Genomic DNA, 23433 nt, shown 5'->3' with positions numbered 1-23433 from the left:
AAGGAGGAAATCGTATGCAAATTAAATCAATCGAACCAACACCGAGTCCAAATACGATGAAGGTGATTTTAGATCAAGAACTACCATTTGGTACGGCTCATAATTACCGACCAGATGCTGCTGAAGATGCACCAACAGAAATCCAACAAATTTTAGCGATTGAAGGTGTAAAAGGTGTATACCATGTTGCAGACTTTTTAGCAGTTGAACGAAATGCTAAATATGATTGGGTAACGATTTTGGCATCGGTTCGTCAAGTATTTGGTGAAGAAGCAGGAGAAGCAGCGCAACAGGGGAAAGAACAAGATCATTACGGGGAAGCGTATGTACACATTCAAATGTTCAAAGGCATTCCACTTCAAGTGAAAGTATTTGATTCAACTGAGGAACAGCGCTTTGCACTTGATCAGCGCTATGTGAATGCGTTCCAAGAAGTTCTTGGTACTTCGGATGACGATGACTTTATTTTACAACGTAAATGGGTTGATTATGGTGTTCGCTATGGTCAACTTGATGAAATCGGTCAAAGTATTGTTGCGGAAATTGAAGCGACTTATCCAGCAGAGCGCTTGCAAGAACTTGTACAGGCAGCAACTGAACAGCGTGAACAAGTTCAATTAGATAAAAAACGCATTACAGTTGCCGATTTAGCACATGAAGATTGGGAAGTGCGTTTTAAATTACTCGATCAAATTCCTGACCCAACAGTAGAAGATCTACCGATGTTGGCGAAAGCATTAGAAGATGAAAAGATGTCCATTCGCCGACTTGCGACAGTATATCTTGGCATGATTGAAGATGTAGCGGTTGTACCCTACTTAGAACGTGCATTACAAGATAAAAGTGCCTCGGTTCGTCGAACTGCGGGAGATTGTATGAGCGATTTAAGCTTGGTAGAATTCGAGCCTGCAATGATTGAATCATTATCGGATAAAAATAAATTAGTACGTTGGCGTGCAGCTATGTTCCTTTATGAAAGTGGGACAGAAAAAGCATTACCTGCATTAGAAGCAGCACAAGATGATTCAGAATTCGAAGTAAGTTTACAAGTGAAAATGGCAATCGAGCGTATTTCACAGGGAGAATCTGCTAAAGGTTCCATGTGGAGACAGATGACGGAAATGCGTAAACAATCGAAAGATTAATTAGAAGGTCGAACACACTAAAAATTTACTGTGTTCGACTTTTATTTTTGGGGTATAGTGTTTAAATATGTATTAAAAATGACGATAATAGTCATGATAGAGGTGATTAACGTGATTTGTGGAAAATGTCAGGCGAATAAAGAAGCGGTGCTTATTACACAACAATATCAACTACAACAGTCTCTTGTAACTATTCATTATATTCCAGCGACTCGTTGCAATTGCCAAACTTATATTTCAACTACAGTGCAACAAGAAATTCAAGCGTATTTAACGGAAAATGCTAATTTAACTCAACCAAAAGTTTTAGCCTATTCTGAAGTGTAACAGTAATTTGAAACAATGAAGTTTGTTAAAAACGACAATAGCGTGTGTGAATAAGTTATATAGTTCATATGTACATCAAAAAAATTGGGACATACGTGTAAAAATACTATCCCACATGAGCATAAGAAAAACTGGAATCGCGTTGTTGTGCGGTTCCAGTTTTTCGTTGCGAACGCTAAAAAAGAAAGTGAAATGTTTTGTCCTAGACTATATTTTTTTAGTTTATTAAGAACGTTTTAAGGAAGAAGTAACAATTGCATGTTTTACTTGTGGTTTAATTGTATTTTGTTTTTCAGTAGCTTCACGATAAATCGTGAAAGCAGATTTTCTTTTTGTGCGCATTAAAAGTAAAATACCGCTAAATAATCCATAAGCGATATAAAGTCCACCAAGTGTATAAAGGGCGTAGGGGATGATTGCATTTGAAAATGGAGCGAAATAACCAACAACAATAATAGTTGCACCGACTAAGTAATAGAAGAGAATCGTATTTACATCTTTCATCATGTCTTTTCCCTCATTTCAATACGTGATTAGTATGTAGTATTCCTACTTTTAACATATTCAAAACATATCGAGTAAATAATGTTATTTTATTGGGAAAAGGGTATAGTTCCAAATAAGGTTATCATTCGAAGGTGTTTGTCTAAAATAGATGTCATCTTTAGTAAAGTATTTGCGTTCAGAATATAAAAAAGACTCTGTTGTAGATGACTTAACAATGAAAGTGATTTATATACAAACAAAAGTACAAACAAGATAAGGATACAACAAGATTTTTAGGACGTGACTAGAAGCGTGTGATTAGTTCAGTCGGTTCATCTATACACCAATCGGGGTGTTCTTGTAATAAAGCTTCTTTTGAATGGCTACCCCATGTAACAGCGCACGTATGAACCCCAGCAGCCTTCCCCATTTGTAAATCAAAAATAGCGTCACCAATCATAACCGTATTCTCCAATTGAATTGTATGCTCTTTTTGAATTTGAAAAATACCAGCGGGGTCTGGCTTGTAGTGCGTTACGCGGTCAGAACCAATTGCGTCTTCAAAAAAAGTATGGATTTTTAAAATTTCTAAGTTGCGCTTTAAAACAGCAGTTTTCTTACTCGATAAAACAAAACAGTGTTTCTTTTGCTCTTGTAATATTTGCAGTACCTCTTCAATCTTCGGGAAAATACGTAATGTATCTTGTTCAATCTGTTGATAGATACTCCTAAATGTTGCTAATAATTCGTCTAAAGCAGTGGAATCAACTATTTCATCAATCATGAGTGGGAAAGACTTTTCAATCGGTACACCCATATAATATGTAATTTGTTCTGCAGTAGGCACCTTATACTTGTGATTTTGAAAAGCTTGTTGTGTGGCTATAATACTACATTGTTCTGAGTCAGCTAATGTTCCATCAAAATCGAAAATATAATTTTTCATTTCTAACATCTCCATTCCTATTTTTTCCATGTTAACAAAGTATATGAGCATAAAGTTTGAACATTTTGTGACAATTACGTATAATAGATATATCAAAGAAAAAAGGAGCTTGCAGATGAACAGAGATTTAGAAGACAGTATTTTACCATACAATTCCACGCAAGTTTTGAGGAGTGTATGGAGTATGTCATTCGAAAAGATAGATTCAATTAAAACGATGTAGTGTTTTACAAAAGAACGATTGAAAAAATTTTGTATAGAAAAATACATAAACATACCATTCGTGCATCTTTTGTAAATTCACATACCGCCAAATCATCAGCAAGCACATATTTTACGATTTGGAGGGATTAAGATGCAAAAAGTATACTTACAAAAATTAGACATTTTCTATGCAGAAAGAATGTCACAACTAATTAGCGAACCAGCAGTAAGAGAACCACTCGGCTTAACAGAAAACGAAACATCTGTTGCGTCAATGATGGACTTCATTCGTGAAATGCAGTTAGAAGAAATGATGGGAAATCATGTTGCACGTATGATTATGAATGAGGATTTTGAGTTGATTGGTGTCATTACATTACACAATATAAATGAAGAGATGCAAACAAGTCATATGAGTACTTGGATTGGTGAACCATACTGGGGAAAAGAGTACAATCGCTTAGCAAAAGAGAAGATGTTTTATCATGCTTTTATGGAACGTCATTTACGTACAGTATTTGCAGGTGCGCGTGTTGAGAATTTCCGATCACGTAAAGCACAACGTAAGCTACCTTATATGCGTTGTAATGTAGAGCGTATATATCCAGAAGAGTTACTGCGATTAGAACGTCGCGAACAAGCATATTGTATTCTTAATGCAGTTGAACGAACAGATTTTTTAAACTGGTACTATCAGCGTGTGGCAATCTAGTTGGAATGTCACACTTTTCAGATTCCCTTTACTTCAATGTAATTCCTATTATAAAATGGAGAGAGCGTTGCAATGAACAGGGAGGATTTTATGAAGATGAAAAAAATTGCAGCCATTATTGTAGGAAGTATTCTATTTCTATCAGTGGCTGTTTTTATAATGCTCAAGCTTATGAATCCAACAATTGGCAAAGAAGCAAACGAAAAAGAATATGAAGGGCAACAATTTTTAAAAGAGCAAAAATTAGGATTTTATATTTCAAATGAAGCAAAATCATTAGAAGAGGATAAGACAAAGGGATATGTTTTATTTCTGGACAAAAATAATGATATAACAGAACGTGAAATTCAACCAGTTGAATACGGTGGTATTACTTTTGCAAATAATCGTATGATGGTAGAAGAATCGAATCAAATGACTTTGACCGAATATATTACGAAAAAGACAACATTTGAAAAGCCAGATTATCGCGGTATGCATAATGGTTATTTACCAAAAACAGAACAGTACTATAGTTTATATAATAGCGGATTAAGTGAAAAGCATGATTATAAAATGACGGTTCGTTATGCAGGAGAAGATGGTCAATTTAAAAAGTTCATCATTCCCAAATTTGTATCGGCAGCTGGTGAAGAGGGTGACCAAGTAATTGTCCTGACACAAGATTTAATCTCAGGTGCCTTTCAATTACAACAAACACCACTCGAAGAAAAAGCAAAACTACAAAAGATTACAGATTTAAATTTAAAAAGTCCAATGGATTTAGATGCGATTGCACCTATACTTGTTACAAAAAAAGCTTATTATCTTGTCATGTCTCGTTATGTTTCAGAGTCATATGAAGATATTATGGTATATGAAGTGAATCGCAAAACAAAGGATGTTAAAGCAACTGTCTTAGCGAAGTATCGCTCAGAAAAAGAGACAACATCAAGTCTACCACTTAGCTTTAATGATAGTGCGACCACATACAAAGGTGGTTTATATTATTTAAATGGTATGGGACAAGTTTATCGCTATGATCTACAAACGAAACAAATAGAAAAAGTTCTAAAATTAAAAGATCAAGCAAAAGATGCAAATCATATGCAAGCTGTTTTCTATGAAGGTAAATTGCATATCGTATATGTGAAAAATGGTAACACGTATTATGATCAATATCATTTAAAAAAGAAAAAACGCGTGCAACATCAAGAAATTAAAAATATCGAACGCTACTTGAAAAATGGTGCGATGATTTCAGATTTAACCATCATAAAATAGTGAGAATGAGAAATTGTAGAATAGGACAATTTCTCATTTTTCATATAGAAGGGTTTGAAGCAATTGTTTATTTGTATTCATGCACATCATTCAAATCAGAAGTGGATGGACGCCGCATTACCGGGAGAGTCATTACAACATATCGTGATTGAAAATTTACTAGCTTGTACAGAACGTCTGCAAGTAGAAAGAAGGATATTTGAACAGCTAGAAAGTTTATGTGAAAATCAAAAACCAACGGCTATTTTTATTACATGTACGTATTTTGCTGCGCACCTACCAAAAGAATATAAAGTACCGCTCATTCCATTAGATGCTTTATTATTTGAACAATTAGCCACATTACCCGCTATTCAAATCGTCTTTACAAACCCTGCGACAGTTGAACCAACAATGGCTAGATACCAATTATGGCAACCAGAAAATCAGCAAGTAACTGTACATGTAATACCTAACGTATTTCAATATATTGAACAAGAAAAGTGGGAAGAATATACACGTGAAATTACGCAGTTTGTAGCTAATCTACCACAAGAAATTCCGACTGCTTTTGCACAGCTATCAATGGAATGTGCTATTCGTACAGGTGATTACAGTTGCTTGACAGCATTGCCTAAAACCGTTCAAAAATTGAAATCTTTTGCATAGAAACAGAACAAGGAATCATCTATACTAAGGTGGATATAAAAGAATCATAAAGGAGGATGTTCTAATTGTCAGTAAACATCACGCTCTATGCATCATTAGAAAGTCCAACAACGATTTTTGAAAAAATAATGGAACAAAAACAAGATCGTTATATAGTAGAATTTGGGGAAGAAACACTCCAGATTTTTAAAAAAGGTCTATTTAAAAAGAAATTAATTGGACAATTTACACATCGAGTTCGCCAAAAAGAAGATGCCAATCAATTTACACAAGGTTTAATCGGATATATTCATCAAGAAATACATGGTGATGAAGCAATTAAACAAAAGCTGCTTATTCAAGGCGAACATACGAATGTGATGCTCGGTTGCATGATTGAAGAAGATGAAGCAGAAGCATTTTTCCCTTCGTATTTTCAATTCATTCAACAGTTGAATGGCTTCATCTATGTACCATCAGGCGATATTATTTCGATTGACGGACAAGAGATTGCAAATGGTGAAGGGCAAATTATCGCTGAAGATTTCACTGTACAAGTAGCAAAACGTGAATTGAAGTCATTATTTGACGTAACAGAAACAGTTGAAAATCAGGGAAGACGTGTAGCCTCGATTGCTAAAATGAAGGCACGACACATTCCTTATACGGAAAATCTCTCGCTATTACCAGACTCAAAACAGGTGCGCATGCGCTCAGTAGAAGAAATTGCGAGACGTGCTGCAGTCGTGTTAATTCTCATTCAATTTGTTCGTGAATTATTAGATGAAAAAGAAGAAACGAATTTAAAAACGTCAAAACGCATTGCAGAAGTCTTTTTAAATCGCTACGGTGTAAAGATGAATTTAACAGCTGAAGAAGAAGCTTTTTTAGCGCAAGAAGATTATACACAACAAGAATTAATTAATAAAATGTGGTTATATGAAGCCGTATGGGTGATGTTATGGAGTATTCATCTAGTTGAAGAATTAGCTGAGCCAACACAGATTTGCGATGTAGAACACACATTAAATCTTTTAATGAATTACACAAATATTGGTGAGTTATTACAAGATGCCGAAGCACGTGACGTAACAGAAGTATTAAATCGTATGGATGAAAACTATTTATATCACTGGGCATGTACAGAAGCGCGTTTACAAGGTGAAGAATCACCAGCTGATTTAGATGATGGTGTCGTACTAGAACGTCAGCGTGCATTTAATTGGATAACACAATTGCATGAAGAACAATGGGATGATGTGACGATTCATTCTTAAGATAAAACAAGGTCTATTTTGTTAGCGAAATAGATCTTGTTTTTATTTTGTTTAAAAAGAAAATCAACAAAATAGATGACTTGTATTGTATAAGTAATCAAGGTTCATTAGTTTTCCTTTTATTTCAAAATAATGAATTTTACGATTTAAAGCGTTGAATTGAAGATAAAATAAAACATATATTGTATAAAAAGCTTTTTATACAATATATTTAAAAAGTTGGCTTTTTTTGTAAAGGTATTGTAAAATAAAAACAAGAATTTTCAGAAAATTAAATCGGGGGCTACTTACTATGAATAATGAACCGAATGAATTGCTTAGAGTCCACAATTTAGAAACGACTTTTTTCACAGATGATGGTGCAGTGCCAGCAGTAGATGGTATTTCATTTACATTGAGAGAAAGAGAGATTCTTGGGATTGTTGGAGAGTCTGGCTCGGGAAAAAGTGTGACATCTCTTTCGATTATGGGATTAATTCCTTCACCACCTGGCAAAATTACAAATGGTGAAATTCAGTTTGGTGGTAGAGATTTAACAAAATTAAAAGAAAAAGAGATGCGAAAGATACGAGGAAATGATATCGCGATGATTTTCCAAGAACCGATGACATCTCTCAACCCATTATTTACAATCGGTAAACAATTAAATGAAGCCATTTTATTACATAATAAGGGATGGTCAAAAAAACAAGCGACTGCACGTGCCATCGAAATGATGAAATTAGTTGGATTACCACGTGCTGAACAATTAATTAAAGAATACCCACATCAACTTTCGGGTGGTATGCGTCAACGTGTCATGATTGCGATGGCGTTAGTTTGTGACCCGCAAATTTTGATTGCGGATGAACCGACAACCGCACTTGATGTAACGATTCAAGCGCAAATTCTCGCGTTAATGCGCGACTTAAATGAACGTCTAAACACAGCAGTTATGCTCATCACCCATGATTTAGGGGTTGTAGCAGAAACATGTGAGCGCGTTATTGTCATGTACGGGGGACAAATTGTTGAAGAAGGTCCTGTAAAAGAGATTTTTGATTCGCCGCAGCATCCTTATACAAAAGGATTAATTCAATCTGTTCCGGATATGCGCTATAAAAAAGAGCGATTGTATTCGATACCGGGAAATGTACCAAAGCCAGGTTCGATTAAAAAAGGCTGTCGTTTTGCAGCACGTTGTGAATATGCATTTGAGCGTTGCTTAAATGAAAATCCACAAATTTATCATACGAATGATCATCATATTTCAAGATGTTTCCTTGCAGAAGAAAAGGAGGTTGCACTGAATGACTGAACCATTATTAAAAGTTAAAGGATTAAAAAAATACTTTCCCATTAAAGCAGGTGTGATTGGTCGTCGTGTTGGAGATGTAAAAGCAGTCGATGATGTTTCTTTTGAAATTATGGAAGGTGAAACACTCGGTATTGTAGGAGAATCCGGGTGTGGAAAATCAACAACTGGTCGCTCCATTATGCGCCTCATTGAGCCAACTGCTGGTGAAGTTTATTTTGAAGGAAAAAATGTTTCGACAATGTCAAAAGAAGAATTACGAAAAGCAAGACGTGACATTCAGATGGTCTTTCAAGATCCGTATGCGTCGCTTAATCCTAGACATAATATTCAGAAAATTTTGGAAGAACCGCTTAAAGTGCATGGCATTGGTAACGACAAAGAGCGAAAAGAAAAGGTCGCAAAATTGCTCGAAATTGTTGGATTGAGTAGCTACCATGCAAGTCGTTATCCACACCAATTTAGTGGTGGACAGCGCCAACGTATTGGGATTGCACGCGCCTTAATGACAAATCCGAAATTGATTATTGCAGATGAACCTGTTTCAGCACTGGATGTATCGATTCAGGCACAAGTATTAAATCTAATGAAAGATTTACAACAAGAATTAAAGCTAACGTATATCTTCATTGCCCATGATTTAGGCGTCGTTCGCCACATAAGTGACCGAGTAGGTGTCATGTACTTGGGTAAAATGATTGAAATTTCTGAAAGTGAAGCGCTATATGAAAAGCCATTACACCCATATACACAAGCTTTACTAGCCGCAGTACCTGTACCTGATCCTGATTTTATGCGAGAAACGCAACTTTTAACAGGCGATATACCGAGCCCAGCGAATCCGCCAACAGGATGTGCGTTCCATACGCGGTGTCCTTTAAAAATGGAGCATTGTGACCAACGTGTTCCATCATTAATCGAAGTTGAACCTGGTCATTCTGTTGCATGCCATCTCTATACAGAGGCATTCAGCAATGATAATAAATAGAAAAGTTTTGGAGGGAATTGTATGAAGAAAAAGAGTTTTGTGTTCGTCCTACTCTTAATTCTCGTTTTATCAACTGCTTTAGCAGCATGTGGCGAGAAAAAAGATAGCGGTTCAGATGGCGACAAAAAAGAAAAAGTTCTTGTCTTTGGTCGCGGAGCTGACTCTGTAAAATTAGATCCAGCTGCTGTAACAGATGGTGAGTCACTGAATGTAACAAAAAATATTTTTGAAACATTAATCAATTTTGGTGAACAAAACACAGATTTAGTACCTGGACTTGCTTCAAAATGGGAAACATCAAAGAATGGCTTAGAATATACATTTGAGCTACAAAAAGGTGTTAAATTCCAAGATGGTACAGATTTTAATGCTGAAGCAGTTGTGAAAAACTTCGAGCGCTGGATGAATGGTAATGCTGAAAAGTTCCCATACTTCCAATCGATGTTCGGTGGTTTTAAAGGCGATAAAAATGCCGTTATTAAAGAAGTAAAAGCAGATGGTGAAGATAAAGTTATCATCACATTAAATTATCCGCAAGCACCATTCTTAAAGAACTTAGCGATGACGCCGTTTGCGATTGCATCGCCAACAGCACTTGAAAAAGAAGGTAAGAATTTCGAAAAGAAACCAGTTGGTACAGGTCCATTTACATTTGTTGAGTGGAAACGTAACGATTCCATTACATTGAAGAAGAATGAAGATTACTGGCAAAAAGGATTACCTAAACTAGATAAAGTCATCTTCCGTTCTATTCCAGATAACTCAGCACGTCTAAATGCTTTAACATCTGGTGAAATTGATTTAGCAGACGGTATTAACCCATCAGATGCAAAAATGATTGAAGATAATCCAAATTTACAATTATTCAAACGTCCATCTTTAAATGTTGGATACCTTGGTTTAACCGTAACACGTAAACCATTTGATGATAAAAAAGTACGTCAAGCTGTCAACTATGCAATTGATAAACAAGCGATTGTTGATACGTTCTATGAAGGACAAGCGGATGTAGCGAAAAATCCAATGCCACCAGTTATTAAAGGATTCAATGATTCGGTTGAAGACTATAAATATGATCCTGAAAAAGCGAAGAAATTATTAGCTGAATCAGATTATAAAGGTGAAACAATTGAACTTTGGGCAATGCCAGTGCCACGTCCATACATGCCAGACGGACAAAAAATTGCTGAAGCAATTCAAAAGAATTTAGAAGATGTTGGAATGAAATCTAAAATTGTCAACTACGAGTGGGGCACATATTTAGATAAAGCTTCAAAAGGTGAAGCAGATGCCTTCTTACTTGGTTGGACAGGTGATAATGGAGACGCTGATAACTTCCTATACACACTTTTAGATGAAGATAATATCGGTAGTAACAACTACACATTCTTCAAAAATGCTGAAACACACAAATTATTAAAAGAAGCGCAAAAAGAAGTAGATGAAGAAAAACGTGCGAAATTATACGAAGAAGCACAAGAAATTATCCATGAAGAAGCACCTTGGGTAGCGATTGCTTACTCAACACCTTTATTAGCAGGTAAAAAAGAAATTACTGGTTTCAAAGCTCATCCAACAGGCTCTGACCGCTTTGACACAATTGATTTTAAATAAGTAAACATGCGCTGTCGCACAGAGTTGAACAGTGTGACAGCGCATATTATTTTAGGAGGTAACGTGTATGCTACGCTATACAGGAAAACGACTTTTACAATTAATCCCTGTCCTCTTTGGTATGACATTTATTGTGTTTATGATTGTACGAGCTATTCCCGGTGACCCAGCGAAAATCATCCTCGGTCAACAGGCAAGTAAAGAAGCTGTGGCTGCATTACGAGAAAGTTTAGGTCTCGATAATCCATGGTACATACAATACTTTAATTATCTAGGACAATTATTTACAGGTAACTTGGGAGAGTCGATTAAAACAGGTGAAGCTGTTAGTGCAGAAATCTACCCATATTTAGCCGCAACAATGGAATTAGGCTTTGTTGCAATGGTTATTGCTATTGTCATTGGCGTCAATGCAGGAATTGTGTCTGCATGGTTCCAAAATTCATGGTTTGATTATAGTGCGATGATTTTAGCACTAATTGGTGTATCGATTCCGATTTTTTGGTTAGGTTTATTAGGACAGTGGGCATTCAGTGTTGAACTTGGTTGGTTACCAACTTCCAATCGATTTGATCCACGAGATCCTGTTGAAGCCATTACGCATTTCTATTTAATTGATACATTAATTGAAGGGCGTTTTGATCAATTTTTAGATGTTGTGAAGCATTTAATTTTACCAGCGACTGCTTTGGCTACAATACCAATGGCAATAATTGCACGTATGACACGTTCAACAATGATTGAAGTGATGCGTTCGGACTTCATTCGTACAGCACGAGCGAAGGGACAAAAGATGTTTTGGGTTGTTTATAAGCATAGTTTAAAAAATGCAGTCATTCCCGTACTAACAGTAATTGGTTTACAAACAGGGCTTTTACTTGGTGGAGCAATTTTAACGGAAACTATTTTCAGTTGGCCAGGTATTGGACGTTATATTTACGACGCGATTAGTTCCCGTGATTATCCAGTTATTCAATCAGGTATTCTTATTGTAGCATTCTTATTCGTCATGATTAATTTACTGGTTGATTTACTTTATAGCGTGATTGATCCGCGTATTAAATACGATTAAGAGGAGGGAACAACATGACAGGTATTACACCCGAAATACAATTACCAGAAGAAAAAAGTAAGGCACGTAGTCCATTCCAAGATAGTCTACGAACTTTTCGGAAAAGTAAAGTAGCTGTAGTAGGCACAATCATCGTTGCTTTCTTCATCTTACTTGCTATTTTCGGTCCGTGGATTGCACCACAAGGGATTAATGAACAAAATTTAAAATTGCGACTCTTACCACCTTCTAGCGCACACTGGTTTGGGACGGACGTATTTGGACGCGATATTTTTTCACGCGTTATTTTAGGCGCAAGACTGTCTCTATTAGTAGGTTTTGCTTCTGTTGCACTTTCTATCATTATTGGTAGTATATTAGGAATTTTAGCAGGTTATTATGGAAGATGGGTAGACACGATTATTTCACGTTTCTTTGATATTTTACTTGCCTTCCCAAGTATTCTACTAGCGATTGCAATTGTCACAGCACTCGGACCATCTTTATTCAATGCACTACTAGCGATTGCGATTGTCAACGTACCAAACTTTGGTCGCCTTATTCGTTCTAAAGTATTGAGCATTAAAGAAGAAGAATTTATTACAGCTGCTCGTGCGGTCGGAATGCGTGATACACGTATTTTATGGGGGCATGTATTACCTAATTCCATGACACCGATTATCGTACAAGGTACGCTGGCGATTGCTACAGCGATTATTGAAGCAGCCGCACTTGGTTTCTTAGGTCTTGGCGCACAAGCACCACAACCTGAATGGGGGAAAATGTTAGCAGATGCGCGTATTTATTTAATCAATGCACCTTGGACGATGATTTTCCCAGGTCTTGCGATTATGCTAACGGTACTCGGCTTCAATTTAATGGGTGATGGTTTACGCGATGCTTTTGATCCAAAAATGAAAAATTAATACGAAAAAAGGACTTCGGCATAATCCGAGTCCTTTTTATTTTTAGAAAAAGTATTTGAAATATAAAAAGATAATCGCTGCGTAAACTGCTGTCGCAATAACCATATGTAATGGATCTTTTGAACGGAAGCCTACAATACGGTTATACCATTTACGGTCGACAACGATTAATTTTACTTTATCAGGTAATGCAGAGCGAAGTGTTGCAGAAGATACCCATGTTTTAACGATTAATTGTTCACCATTTGGACGTGTAAATGTGTAGCGTTGTGATAACGAAAACTGATCATATTTCACCGTCTCAAACTCGGAAAATTTATAAGATGCTAATTCTTCAATCGCTAAAATTTTATCCGTTGTCGGTGTATCACGTGTTGGTTCAATAATCCGCACGAATAAAAAACGATCGACACCTGCTTTAAATAGTAAATGACTGGCACCCGGAACTTGCTTTGAATCCGTTTGTGCTACTTGATAACCTTTATATTGTTTATTTTTATTCATAAACTGTAAAATTTCATAGTTATTAATCATACATGCCGTCTCCTTTTCAATATACCTAGCGTAACATAGTTGAAAGCGAGTAAAAAACCCCTCTCCCTCAACTTTCTATAGCATTTTTGTGAAGGTTTGAATTTCCTCAAATAATGTAAGGACAGAACCTGGAAAACGACGATTTTTTAAATAGTATAAAAAGACAGGACGAGCTAAAATATTATCTTCAATCACACGATAATCGAGTGTATCGGGAAAGGCATTTTTAATATAGTTTTCAGGCAAAATACTAATACCAAGTCCTTCATTCACAAGAAGTTTCGCCATTTCAAAGCGTTCAATTTGATAGTCAATTTTAGGTGTTAATTGTAATTTATCAAAAGCACTTAAAATCTGTTTACATGTTTCAAATTTCGGCATCCCTGTAATAAGAGAATCATCACATAAATCTTTCAATGTGATATGTTCTTTTTTAGCGAGTGGATGCTCCTTTTGAAAAATAACAACAAAGCGTTCTGTATAGAGCTGAATCCCTGTAATAGAAGGACTTTGAATGCGATGATTCGAAATCGCTGCGTGAATATGATATTTCTCAAGAGCTGTTACAACACGTGTGTTATACAGTGTATCAATCACTGAAAATTGAACAGCTGGATATTTCTTTGCGTAATCATACATAACCTTTGTAAACCAGCCATGTGCCGATTCAATCATGCCAAATACAATCTCGATTTCCTCTCCATGTACAATATCTTGAATTTCCTCATTCATAATTGAAAACTGTTCAAGTAAGGAAGTCGCACGTTCAAGTAGTAACTCACCTGTATCTGTTAATTTTAATTGTCTAGTCGTTCGTTCAAATAAAGAACTTCCAATCTCTTTTTCTAAATTCGCAATGGAATTACTAAGAGAAGGTTGTGAAATATGTAGCCCGAGCGCAGCTTTTGAGAAGCTAAGTGTTTTGGCTACTGTCACAAAATACGTTAATTGCTTTAAATCCAAGTGAACCATCCCTTTCATTTATAGTTTGAAACTATAAATATATACAAAATCAGTATTAGTAATTATATATAACAGAAATTATACTAAGAATACGCTTTCATGTAAAAGTTTTAAAGGGGGAGAGCCAATGTATGATTCGAAAGTATCAGCTTATTGGAATGGACGTGTTGATAGCGAAGTAAATGAAGAAAGTTTTCGTTTACATCAAGTTGTCACACAGAAGAAAATCGATGAGCTTGAACATAATGCAGCAGACCTTGTCTTAATGGGTTTTGTTTGTGAAGAAGGAGTAAGACGTAATCAAGGAAGACTTGGCGCAGCACAAGGGCCAAATGCTTTACGAAAAGGTCTTGCAAGCTTACCGAAGAATGACCAACATATTCAGAATATTGTGGACGTTGGCAATATTGTGTGTGAAGGACAAAAACTTGAACAAGCACAACAACAATTAGGAGACGCTGTTCAGCAGGCACTAAAAACGAATGCGAAATGTATCGTTTTAGGCGGTGGACATGAAACATTATATGGACATTACTTAGGTGTACGTGCAGCATACGGTCAAGATGCTAAAATCGGTTTAGTGAATATTGATGCACACTTTGATTTAAGAAGTTACGATGAACAACCTTCATCTGGTACAATGTTCAAACAAATTTTAGATGAAGATGCAAATGCTTCTTACTTTGTTTGCGGTATTCAGCGCTATGGTAACACGAGAGAATTATTTAATCGTGCAGATAAGCTAGGCGTGACGTATTTATATGAAGATGAGATGACGTTAGCAGATGTTTCGGTAGAATTCGACCGTTTTGCAAATGAATGTGATATTGTATTACTTACGCTTTGTACAGATGTCATTGAATCGGCACATGCACCAGGGGTTAGCGCGCCGTCACCATTCGGGCTACATCCGAAAATGGTTCGCTCCATTATTCAACTCGTTACACAACACGAAAAAACAACAAGCTTCAACATTTGTGAGGTGAATCCAGCACTTGACTCAGAGGGGATTACAGTTAAGTTGGGAGCCTATTTAACAAATGAAGCGATGATCGGAATCACAAGGGGGAAATAATATGTTAGAAGTCAATCAAATTACAACATTATTCATTGCAGTAGCGATGTTTTTATTAGGTACATTTTTAGTTCGTAAAGTCGGCTTTTTAAGTCGCTTCTGTATTCCAGCACCGGTTGTTGGTGGTTTAATTTTCGCAATCATTGCGACAACTTTAAAAGCAACAGGCGTTGTCGAAATTGCATTAGATACATCGTTACAAAGTATCTTTATGATTACCTTCTTCACAACGATTGGTTTAGGCGCAAGTTTTAGACTGGTACGCTTAGGTGGCAAATTATTAATTATTTATTGGATTGCTTGTGGTTTCTTAGCACTTATGCAAAATGTCATCGGCGTTAGTTTCGCTAAATTATTCGGTTTAGAGCCATTATTAGGTGTAATGGCAGGCGCTGTGTCAATGGAAGGCGGACACGGAGCAGCTGCAGCTTACGGTGAAACATTACAAGGATTAGGCGTTGACTCAGCGATTTCAATCGGTTTAGCAGCCGCAACACTTGGTTTAGTTGCTGGTGGTTTAATCGGTGGTCCAGTTGTTCAATATTTAGTGAAAAAATTTGATTTAAAACCGGTAGAAGTACCAGAAGAAAAATATGTTGAGCAATACGAACATCCTGTAACTGAAAAGTCATTTATGAATCAAGTATTCTTAATTACATTCAGTATGGCAGTCGGTACGTATTTAGGTGAATTATTCTCAAATGCGACGGGCTTTGTGTTACCAGGTTATGTTGGTGCGATGTTTACAGCTGTCATCTTACGTAATGTAATGGACCGCGTAAAACCAGGCTTCATTAATATGAAAGAGATTAATTTGATTGGCGATATTTCATTAGGTATTTTCTTATCAATGGCTTTAATGAGTATCAAACTTTGGGAAGTAGCAGGTGTAGCACTTCCAATCGTCGGTATTGTATTCATTCAAGTCGTATTCATCACTGTTTTTGCGATTTTTGTGCTATTCAGAGCGCTTGGCAAAAACTACGATGCAGCTGTAATGGTTGCTGGTTTCTTAGGACATGGACTTGGTGCAACACCAAATGCGATGGCAAACATGTCAGCAGTTGTAAAGAAATTCGGCCCATCTCAAAAAGCATTTTTAATCGTTCCAATTGTAGGAGCATTCTTGATTGACGTATTTGGTATGCCAATCATCATTGCAACGATTAACTTATTCAAATAAAATGAAAAGGAATCGCATCGTGGTGCGGTTCCTTTTTTGATTACTGAATGAAAGGGACAAATCTGCGCGTGAAAGGGAATCCTGTTCGTTGAAAGGGACAAATCCGCGCGCGAAAGGGAAAGTGACTCGTTGAAAGGGAATCTTAACCATGCATAATACAATACACAAAAAGGAGAGACACTATGATTCGATTATTTCAAGAAAAAGATCGTCAGTCGCTTCAACAATTATTTTTAGAAGTACGAACAAAGCATTTCTTTTGGGAAGATGGAGCATCTTTTGAGCTACAAGATTTTGATTTGCAAACACAGGATGAAATTATACTTGTTGCAGAAGATGAAAAAGGTATACTTCAAGGATTTTTGGCAATTTATGAACCAGATCAATTCATACATCATCTTTTTATCGCAAATGATGCGCAAGGAAAAGGAATTGGTAAACAACTTATTGATGAAGCGGTTAAGCGTTTTGGAACACCACTCACATTAAAGTGTGTGAGCAAAAATACAGCCGCTTTACAATTTTACTTAAAAAACAACTTTTATACAGTGGAAGAAGTTGATGCGAATCCACCGTATCATTTAATGCGCTTAGAATAAAGGAATTGAGCTGCTTTATGTAGAATACGAACAGTAATACGAATAGCGGTTGGGGGAATGTGGTTATGCTTCGTAAATTATTCGGGATGGTGCTCATTGTATTACTCATTTATTTAATTGTAAATTATTTACAAACAGGCGTGTAATCAAAAAAGACTTTAGCACGCAAGCCAAAGTCTTTTACATAATTATTCTTTTACTTCAAATTCCCAGTAAATATCTTTGGCATCTAATGCATCCGCGGGTAGATACTTCACTGTATATTTGCCAGCACCTTCTACATCATACTGAATTGCACCGTTTACATCGGCTCCTTTTTCATAGTCGCCACCTAAGCGTTTTGCTCCACCATAAAAAGCGTCTAGTTCTTTACCGTCTTTGTATAAACGGAATGACATAGATGAAATATAAACTTTACGATCAGAGTTGTTCTTCACGTTAAAATCAAGTGTTAAGATTTTCCCTTTTTTCGGTTTACCATAAGGGTCGCTATCAGACAATTTCGCTGATTTTAATGTGTAGTCCACATCTTCAAATGTCACTTTCTCACCAAGTTTGTGATAGGTCACATCTTTTGTTTCATCATCTTTTTTTACTTCCGTTTTTGTACCTTCATCTTTTTTATCTGATGAATCACTACAAGCACCTAAAAATAGAGCAGCTACAATAGGTAATGGAATTAATAATTTTTTCATGTACATGACCTCCTTCTAATTTATCCCTCATTTTCTGAATCTATAAACATTTCTTTTATTTTCAAGTAATTTTTTACTAAATATGATAAATTAATAATAATTAAATGTTAGGAGGAAGCGTATGAAGAAGTTATTATTAACACTATTTTGTATGACGGTGGTTTTTTTAGTGTATGGAACAAAAGCATTTGCAACGTCTGTAAAGTCGAGTGATTATTTACCAAGTACACAAAAAAGTCATTACAAAGAAGGTACAGGTTACTATTTAGATAATTATCGTTTTAAATATAAAACGGTATTTAAAAAAGGATATTGGCATACATATGAATATGATTATAAAAAGAAAAAATATAATACATATGTGTCTTCAAAATTAAAATATGTTGTGAAAAAAGATGGTATTCACACGATTGATTATCAAAATAATTATGGCGAGATTGATCGTATGGAGAGTAAGGTCTTACCAGCGACATTGAAAAAAGGAATGAAGTTTACAACTTATGCTAAACTGAAAGGTTATCCAACAGCTAAGTATCACAATGTAGTTGCTTCAACAAACGTAAATATGACGATAAAAGGCAAGAAATATAAAAATGTCGTAAAAATTGTTCAAGCTAATAAAAAAGAAAAATTAGTGCAGTATTGGGCAAAAGGCAAAGGAATCATCAAACACACGTATACGAATGGTGAAAATGGTGCATCGAAAATGCGCTCAACGTCTTATTTAATCAAATAAAATGATAAAAGTTCATAGAGTTTCTTCTATATAAATAGCATGCTATAATCATAGTGGAAACGATGTAAATAAATTCGTTTGATTTACAATGTAGAAATGAGGAAATCAATATGTCAAATGCTTATGAAGAATATATGCGCGGAATCGTTGCGCCAATGCGTCAAGAATTAGTAGATGCAGGTTTTACACAATTATTAACTGCTGATGAAGTAGCAGAACATATGCAAGAATCAAAAGGTACATCATTAATTATGATTAACTCAGTATGTGGTTGTGCAGCAGGTCTTGCGCGTCCAGCTGTTATTGAAGCAGTACAGCAAGTAGAGAACAAACCAGACCACTTAGTAACGGTGTTTGCAGGTCAAGAAAAAGAAGCAACAGAACAAATGCGTGCATTCTTTGAAGAAGTGCCACCAAGCTCACCATCGATTGCTGTTTGGAAAGATGGTAACCTTGCTTACTTCATTCCACGTGAACAAATTGAAGGACATATGATGGAAGAAGTTCGTGACCATTTAGCAGGTGCATTAGAACAAGTATGTGCAAAATAAGAACTGTTGCCACTACAGGTGGTAGACCAGACGCGCTTTCTATTGAGAAGGCGCGTTTTGTTGGTCATACGTTACAAATCGATGTTGTGCCGCGCGATAAAAAATCGGTTCAAAAAATAGCAGAACGATACGAAGCAAATGTGATTGTAGCAGGGAAAAATCGCTATGAGTATTATGCTTATGGCGCAAAAGAGCCTTTCTTTTTCCATCCGAGTTCGGCTGCTTTTCGTGTGAAAAGACTTGCAAAGGGACAAGCAGATCCACTATTAGAACTTGCAGAATTAAAGCAGGGTGATTCATTTTTAGATTGTACATTAGGACTTGGAACCGATAGTATGATGGCGGCAGTAGTTGTTGGAGAAGAAGGACGTGTAGTGGGATGTGAAGCGAATCCTAATGTGGCTTTTATCGTGAAACAAGGTTTACAACACTATGATTTCGAATCAGAGGGTTTATCACTTCTTCAAAATATGCGTCGTATTGAAGTCGTTTCGCAAAATGCAGTAGACTACTTAAAAACCTTACGAGACAATACCTTTGATGTGGTCTATTTAGATCCAATGTTTGAAGAAACAATCGAAGAATCAGTTCATTTTCAGCCACTTCGACAAGCAGGTGTACATGATGTGGTAACAGAAGAGTGGATGACGGAAGCAAAACGAGTGGCAAAAAGAAGTGTGGTTTTAAAGGCACATTACCGTTCTACTTTATTTGAAGATTTCCATTTCCAAAGAATTGAACGCAAAAATACAAAATTCCACTTCGGTATTTATAAAATAGGATGAAAAAGCATTATATATAATATATAATTACTATGTATTTGTATGAAATTATTCATTTGTTTAAGTCCTGAAGATTATTTATACTAAATATAATCATATGTAAAGGAAGGAAGTTTTGGCTTGGAGTACGTACAGCACCAAGTTCTTCGTAAAGGTTGTAATGGACAGAATGATGTAACGGTAATTTTATGTTCAAGCGAATTATCAAAAGAAGAACGTGAACAGATTGTAAAAGAAAATAAACAGAAAGAGATTGCTTTTCTTTTTCCATCTGACACAGCAGACTTTCGCGCAATTTTTTACATGCATAAAAAAGAACAGGATCTATGCTTTTTAGGGTTAACGGCCACTTTGCAAACACTACTTCAACAATATCCCTCTTATAAAGATTATTCGAAAATTACAATCGAAACAAATGTAGGACCTTTCGAAATGGATCTTGTCACGAAAGAATTTTCGTTAAAAGATTATCAACTATATGGAAAAATTAAAACAGCCGTAAACTCGGAACAAACGCCATATTGGACGAACGATGTTCCACACTTAAATGAGTATCCTAAAGAATGCTTTTTGTTAGATGTTCCTGAACCTTCGCTTGTATTAAGTGAACCGAATACAGAACACTATTTTTTGAAGTCGACACTCGTACGTCGAGAAGATATTGATGAGAACTTTGCTAATCTATTTTCGATTTTTGATCAATTAAAATATCGACTACAGGTGAAGTGGCATACACATCAGATAGAAGCCATTTTTGTTACGCTCTATATTCAAAATTTAGCAACAGGAAGTATGCTTCGACTGGACTCATTAAGTTTAGAAGCTTAAATAGAAGTAAATGAAACTGTAAGCAAACCGAATGAATCAGTTTGTTTACAGTTTTTTTTATCGTAAGGAGGAAGCGATGCAGCAAGCTATTATTGAATTATTTCAAACAAATCCCCAAGTAGCGATTATGATTAGTCTACTTTTAAGTGTAGCTATTAGTATATTAGGTGTAGTGCCGAGTGTATTTTTAACAGCAGCCAATTTAATTGTATTTGGTTTTTGGGGTGGTCTCTTGTTATCCTTCGCAGGAGAAGTATTAGGTGCGACCGTATCATTCTTCTTATACCGCAAAGGTTTTAAACGATTGAACGATACACGTGCTTTTCAATATCCCAAAGTTCAAAAATTATTACAGGCCAATCAAAAAGAGGCTTTTGCTCTCATTATTTCTTTACGTATTTTACCGTTCATTCCATCTGGGCTTGTGACATTTGTAGCGGCAGTTGGACAAACCACATTTTTCACATTTTTTATTGCGAATATGATTGGGAAGATTCCTGCCATTGTGATTGAAAGCTTATCTGTTTATCAACTGCTTCACCTATCATTTGAATGGAAAATTGGTGTCACGATTCTAGGTTTAGGTGTTCTCATCTATATAATGAAAAAAGTAGGTGTAGTTGGGCGAAGTTCATAAAGTTTGCTAGAAAAATCGTCAGTAAATTGCAACTTTTCTGTAGAAAAGTGCGTTCTAAAAAGTATTGAGGGTTTTTCTTATAAATATTTTTCAGTCTATTGTACAATAGAGACAAATCAGGTGAACGACTAATAAAAAAGAGGGTGATTTTATGAAGAAATGGATTCAAAAGTTTCTTGTTTCAGCGGTAGCAGTAGTAACATTAGGTGTTATTACACCAAGTCATACCATTTGGAATAATATTTTAAGTGATGAACAGGCAAGTGCTAAGTCACAAAATATTGGCGAGGATACACAACACTCCACCTACATAGAATCAACTTTTGAAGAACCAACACAACCAGAAGTTGATTTGATTGTGGAAGCCAAAGAACAGGCTTATCAAAAATTCGGTTCTCGTATCGGACCGAAAATTCAGGAAGACTTTGATACACATATTTTTCCGAAAATCCAAGAAGCTATTGATCAAACTGTAACGAACGCAGAAGTACAGCAGCTAGCAATTACCGAAAATCCAAGTGGCAACTATGCTGAAAAGATGTTCAATATTTACGATGAACAAACCGGCAAAGACTTAATTCGATTCCACGTGCGAACAGAAAATCGCCCAGGAGAAGGGTATTACTACAACTTCCACTACCATACAGCTGAAGATCAATTTGCAACACATCATAATCTTGGGGATGTTTATTGGAGTAAAAATACGCCACCTAAATGGTTATCTTAATAATAGAAGAAAAATACTGAGCGATTCATCGCTTGGTATTTTTTTATTGCTAATTTTAAGTTATTAATATATAGTAAGTTACATAAAGTAAGTTAATGAGAGAGGGATTTATATGCCAACAACATTTCATCAAAAACCAAATTTATTTATTCAAAACGTTACATTAAAAGTTTCAAATCTTTCGCGTTCGATTGATTTTTATACGGAGATTATTGGTTTTCGTGTTTTACAACAAGAAGAAGGACGAGTTACGTTAACAGCAGATGGTCAGCACGCACTGATTACATTAGTAGAAGTACCGAATGCTCAGTTTGTAAGAGGCGCAACTGGTTTGTATCATTTTGCATTATTATTGCCAAGTAGAAAAGATTTAGGAAACTTAATTCAGCATTTTATTCAGAAGAATGTTCAGATTGGTGCGGGAGACCATGATGTGAGTGAGGCACTTTATTTATCAGATCCAGACGGTAATGGCATTGAGATGTATATTGATCGACCAGCTGATACGTGGAAGTGGGATTCGAACGGACAAGTTTACATGACAACAGACCCTGTACAATTCCAATCTGTATTACGTGAGGCAGATGGTACGTGGAGTGGTTTACCAATAGATACAGTAATGGGACATATTCATCTATCTGTGCGCAATCTACAAGAGTCGGAAGATTTTTATACATCGTTATTAGATTATGCCGTTGTTTCACGTTACGGTGGACAAGCGTTATTCATTTCTACAGGTGGTTATCATCATCATATTGGTTTGAATACATGGCATAGTGAAGGAGCAGATGCTTTACCAAAAGATGCGGTAGGTATTCAATCTTATACAGTTCAATTACCGGATCAAGACTATGCGGTAAACTTAAAAAAACGTTTTGTTGAGCAAAATATGGAAATAAAAGAACAAGAAAACATTTTTTCAATCATTGAACCAAATGGAATTGAAGTGAAATTTACAATATAAGGATAAAATAAAGGCTCTTTGTAACAATTGGGCATTTATAAACAACATATTTTCATTTTAAACGTGTATTTCGATAGAAAATACACGTTTTTTATTTATTTATTTTGTTGAAAAATGTCGAAAAAACAAATATAGATACCAAAAAATGGAACACTTAAAATATTGATATAACGCGATTTATGAAAAAAATCCATTAAAATTGCGAAACTACATCCATTTTATACCATGGTATGTAACATTGCTGTAACATGCGTGAAAATGAACTGACATCTGATTGAAATTTATGCTTGGTATAGTAG

At 35.8% G+C, this 23433-nt stretch carries 26 protein-coding genes; 21 read left to right on the top strand and 5 right to left on the bottom strand.

Annotation, left to right across the window (positions count from 1 at the left end; all coding sequences use genetic code 11):
• The first annotated feature begins 14 nt into the window (after window positions 1-14).
• Both ACKVQX_RS00130 and ACKVQX_RS00125 read left to right on the top strand, forming a co-directional pair.
• Window positions 15-1145 carry a conserved virulence factor C family protein gene (locus tag ACKVQX_RS00130; RefSeq protein ID WP_068454162.1) on the top strand — a complete coding sequence of 377 codons (1131 nt, stop codon included), beginning with the start codon at window positions 15-17 and terminating at the stop codon, window positions 1143-1145.
• Between the two features lie 111 nt (window positions 1146-1256).
• Window positions 1257-1472 (top strand): hypothetical protein, encoded by a 216-nt coding sequence (locus ACKVQX_RS00125; protein ID WP_131004899.1) that lies wholly within the window; start codon window positions 1257-1259, stop codon window positions 1470-1472.
• 225 nt (window positions 1473-1697) lie between these two features.
• Here ACKVQX_RS00125 and ACKVQX_RS00120 read toward each other — a convergent pair whose 3' ends face one another.
• A complete protein-coding gene (locus ACKVQX_RS00120) occupies window positions 1698-1979 on the bottom strand; it encodes a hypothetical protein (protein ID WP_068454156.1) in 282 nt (93 codons plus the stop codon).
• A 283-nt stretch (window positions 1980-2262) separates the two neighbouring features.
• Window positions 2263-2904, bottom strand: coding sequence for an HAD family hydrolase (locus ACKVQX_RS00115; protein ID WP_082701441.1), 642 nt, complete (start codon window positions 2902-2904; stop codon window positions 2263-2265).
• 355 nt (window positions 2905-3259) lie between these two features.
• Between ACKVQX_RS00115 and ACKVQX_RS00110 the strand changes: the two genes are divergently transcribed.
• The 9 genes from ACKVQX_RS00110 (at window position 3260) to ACKVQX_RS00070 (ending at window position 12860) form a co-directional block, all read left to right on the top strand.
• On the top strand, window positions 3260-3820 hold the full coding sequence (locus ACKVQX_RS00110; protein WP_068454153.1) for a GNAT family N-acetyltransferase: 561 nt from the start codon (window positions 3260-3262) through the stop codon (window positions 3818-3820).
• A gap of 90 nt (window positions 3821-3910) precedes the next feature.
• Window positions 3911-5083, top strand: a complete 1173-nt coding sequence (locus ACKVQX_RS00105; protein WP_068454150.1) for a hypothetical protein — start codon at window positions 3911-3913, stop codon at window positions 5081-5083.
• A 63-nt stretch (window positions 5084-5146) separates the two neighbouring features.
• Window positions 5147-5731 carry a hypothetical protein gene (locus ACKVQX_RS00100; RefSeq protein ID WP_068454147.1) on the top strand — a complete coding sequence of 195 codons (585 nt, stop codon included), beginning with the start codon at window positions 5147-5149 and terminating at the stop codon, window positions 5729-5731.
• Between the two features lie 65 nt (window positions 5732-5796).
• On the top strand, window positions 5797-6987 hold the full coding sequence (locus tag ACKVQX_RS00095) for a DUF4272 domain-containing protein (RefSeq protein ID WP_409135899.1): 1191 nt from the start codon (window positions 5797-5799) through the stop codon (window positions 6985-6987).
• A gap of 292 nt (window positions 6988-7279) precedes the next feature.
• Entirely contained in the window at window positions 7280-8284 is a 1005-nt protein-coding gene (locus ACKVQX_RS00090) for an ABC transporter ATP-binding protein (protein WP_068454142.1), read from the top strand.
• The gene (locus tag ACKVQX_RS00085) at window positions 8277-9269 is read left to right on the top strand and encodes an ABC transporter ATP-binding protein (RefSeq protein WP_068454139.1); all 993 of its coding nucleotides are present in this window, start codon (window positions 8277-8279) and stop codon (window positions 9267-9269) included. The genes ACKVQX_RS00090 and ACKVQX_RS00085 overlap by 8 nt, the downstream gene beginning before the upstream one ends.
• 21 nt (window positions 9270-9290) lie before the next feature.
• Window positions 9291-10883, top strand: coding sequence for an ABC transporter substrate-binding protein (locus ACKVQX_RS00080; protein WP_409135898.1), 1593 nt, complete (start codon window positions 9291-9293; stop codon window positions 10881-10883).
• A gap of 67 nt (window positions 10884-10950) precedes the next feature.
• Entirely contained in the window at window positions 10951-11955 is a 1005-nt protein-coding gene (locus ACKVQX_RS00075) for an ABC transporter permease (RefSeq protein WP_087682597.1), read from the top strand.
• A 14-nt stretch (window positions 11956-11969) separates the two neighbouring features.
• The gene (locus tag ACKVQX_RS00070) at window positions 11970-12860 is read left to right on the top strand and encodes an ABC transporter permease (RefSeq protein WP_068454129.1); all 891 of its coding nucleotides are present in this window, start codon (window positions 11970-11972) and stop codon (window positions 12858-12860) included.
• 42 nt (window positions 12861-12902) lie between these two features.
• Here the strand turns inward: ACKVQX_RS00070 and ACKVQX_RS00065 are convergent, their stop codons facing one another.
• Both ACKVQX_RS00065 and ACKVQX_RS00060 read right to left on the bottom strand, forming a co-directional pair.
• On the bottom strand, window positions 12903-13394 hold the full coding sequence (locus ACKVQX_RS00065) for a hypothetical protein (protein ID WP_068454126.1): 492 nt from the start codon (window positions 13392-13394) through the stop codon (window positions 12903-12905).
• Between the two features lie 75 nt (window positions 13395-13469).
• On the bottom strand, window positions 13470-14357 hold the full coding sequence (locus ACKVQX_RS00060) for a LysR family transcriptional regulator (protein ID WP_068454123.1): 888 nt from the start codon (window positions 14355-14357) through the stop codon (window positions 13470-13472).
• Between the two features lie 127 nt (window positions 14358-14484).
• Between ACKVQX_RS00060 and hutG the strand changes: the two genes are divergently transcribed.
• The 3 genes from hutG (at window position 14485) to ACKVQX_RS00045 (ending at window position 17214) form a co-directional block, all read left to right on the top strand.
• On the top strand, window positions 14485-15432 hold the full coding sequence (hutG, locus tag ACKVQX_RS00055) for a formimidoylglutamase (protein WP_087682596.1): 948 nt from the start codon (window positions 14485-14487) through the stop codon (window positions 15430-15432).
• A gap of 1 nt (window position 15433) precedes the next feature.
• Window positions 15434-16615, top strand: a complete 1182-nt coding sequence (gltS, locus tag ACKVQX_RS00050) for a sodium/glutamate symporter (RefSeq protein WP_068454117.1) — start codon at window positions 15434-15436, stop codon at window positions 16613-16615.
• Window positions 16616-16797: 182 nt separating this feature from the next.
• Entirely contained in the window at window positions 16798-17214 is a 417-nt protein-coding gene (locus ACKVQX_RS00045) for a GNAT family N-acetyltransferase (protein ID WP_068454114.1), read from the top strand.
• Window positions 17215-17402: 188 nt separating this feature from the next.
• On the opposite strand, the gene ACKVQX_RS00040 is transcribed toward ACKVQX_RS00045, so the two are convergent.
• The gene (locus tag ACKVQX_RS00040) at window positions 17403-17909 is read right to left on the bottom strand and encodes a DUF4352 domain-containing protein (RefSeq protein ID WP_068454111.1); all 507 of its coding nucleotides are present in this window, start codon (window positions 17907-17909) and stop codon (window positions 17403-17405) included.
• Between the two features lie 121 nt (window positions 17910-18030).
• Here ACKVQX_RS00040 and ACKVQX_RS00035 point away from each other — a divergent pair, with 121 nt between their 5' ends.
• From ACKVQX_RS00035 to ACKVQX_RS00005, 7 genes are all read left to right on the top strand, one after another.
• Window positions 18031-18645 (top strand): hypothetical protein, encoded by a 615-nt coding sequence (locus ACKVQX_RS00035; RefSeq protein ID WP_087682593.1) that lies wholly within the window; start codon window positions 18031-18033, stop codon window positions 18643-18645.
• Between the two features lie 110 nt (window positions 18646-18755).
• Window positions 18756-19196, top strand: coding sequence for a BrxA/BrxB family bacilliredoxin (locus tag ACKVQX_RS00030; RefSeq protein WP_068454104.1), 441 nt, complete (start codon window positions 18756-18758; stop codon window positions 19194-19196).
• Window positions 19184-19981, top strand: a complete 798-nt coding sequence (locus tag ACKVQX_RS00025; protein WP_068454102.1) for a class I SAM-dependent methyltransferase — start codon at window positions 19184-19186, stop codon at window positions 19979-19981. Before ACKVQX_RS00030 ends, ACKVQX_RS00025 begins: the two co-directional genes overlap by 13 nt.
• A 117-nt stretch (window positions 19982-20098) precedes the next feature.
• Window positions 20099-20806 carry a hypothetical protein gene (locus ACKVQX_RS00020; protein ID WP_087682590.1) on the top strand — a complete coding sequence of 236 codons (708 nt, stop codon included), beginning with the start codon at window positions 20099-20101 and terminating at the stop codon, window positions 20804-20806.
• Between the two features lie 76 nt (window positions 20807-20882).
• Window positions 20883-21443: a VTT domain-containing protein gene (locus ACKVQX_RS00015; protein ID WP_087682589.1), complete on the top strand. Its 561-nt coding sequence runs from the start codon at window positions 20883-20885 to the stop codon at window positions 21441-21443.
• A 151-nt stretch (window positions 21444-21594) separates the two neighbouring features.
• Window positions 21595-22170 (top strand): YpjP family protein, encoded by a 576-nt coding sequence (locus tag ACKVQX_RS00010; protein ID WP_068454093.1) that lies wholly within the window; start codon window positions 21595-21597, stop codon window positions 22168-22170.
• Window positions 22171-22282: 112 nt separating this feature from the next.
• Window positions 22283-23134 (top strand): VOC family protein, encoded by an 852-nt coding sequence (locus tag ACKVQX_RS00005; protein ID WP_409135897.1) that lies wholly within the window; start codon window positions 22283-22285, stop codon window positions 23132-23134.
• Window positions 23135-23433 lie beyond the last annotated feature (299 nt).

Origin of the sequence: Kurthia sp. ISK08, assembly GCF_046159805.1 — a bacterium.
Lineage (GTDB): Bacteria > Bacillota > Bacilli > Bacillales_A > Planococcaceae > Kurthia > Kurthia gibsonii.
Note: the sequence above shows the minus strand (reverse complement) of the source record. Positions and strands in the feature narration are given on the sequence as shown.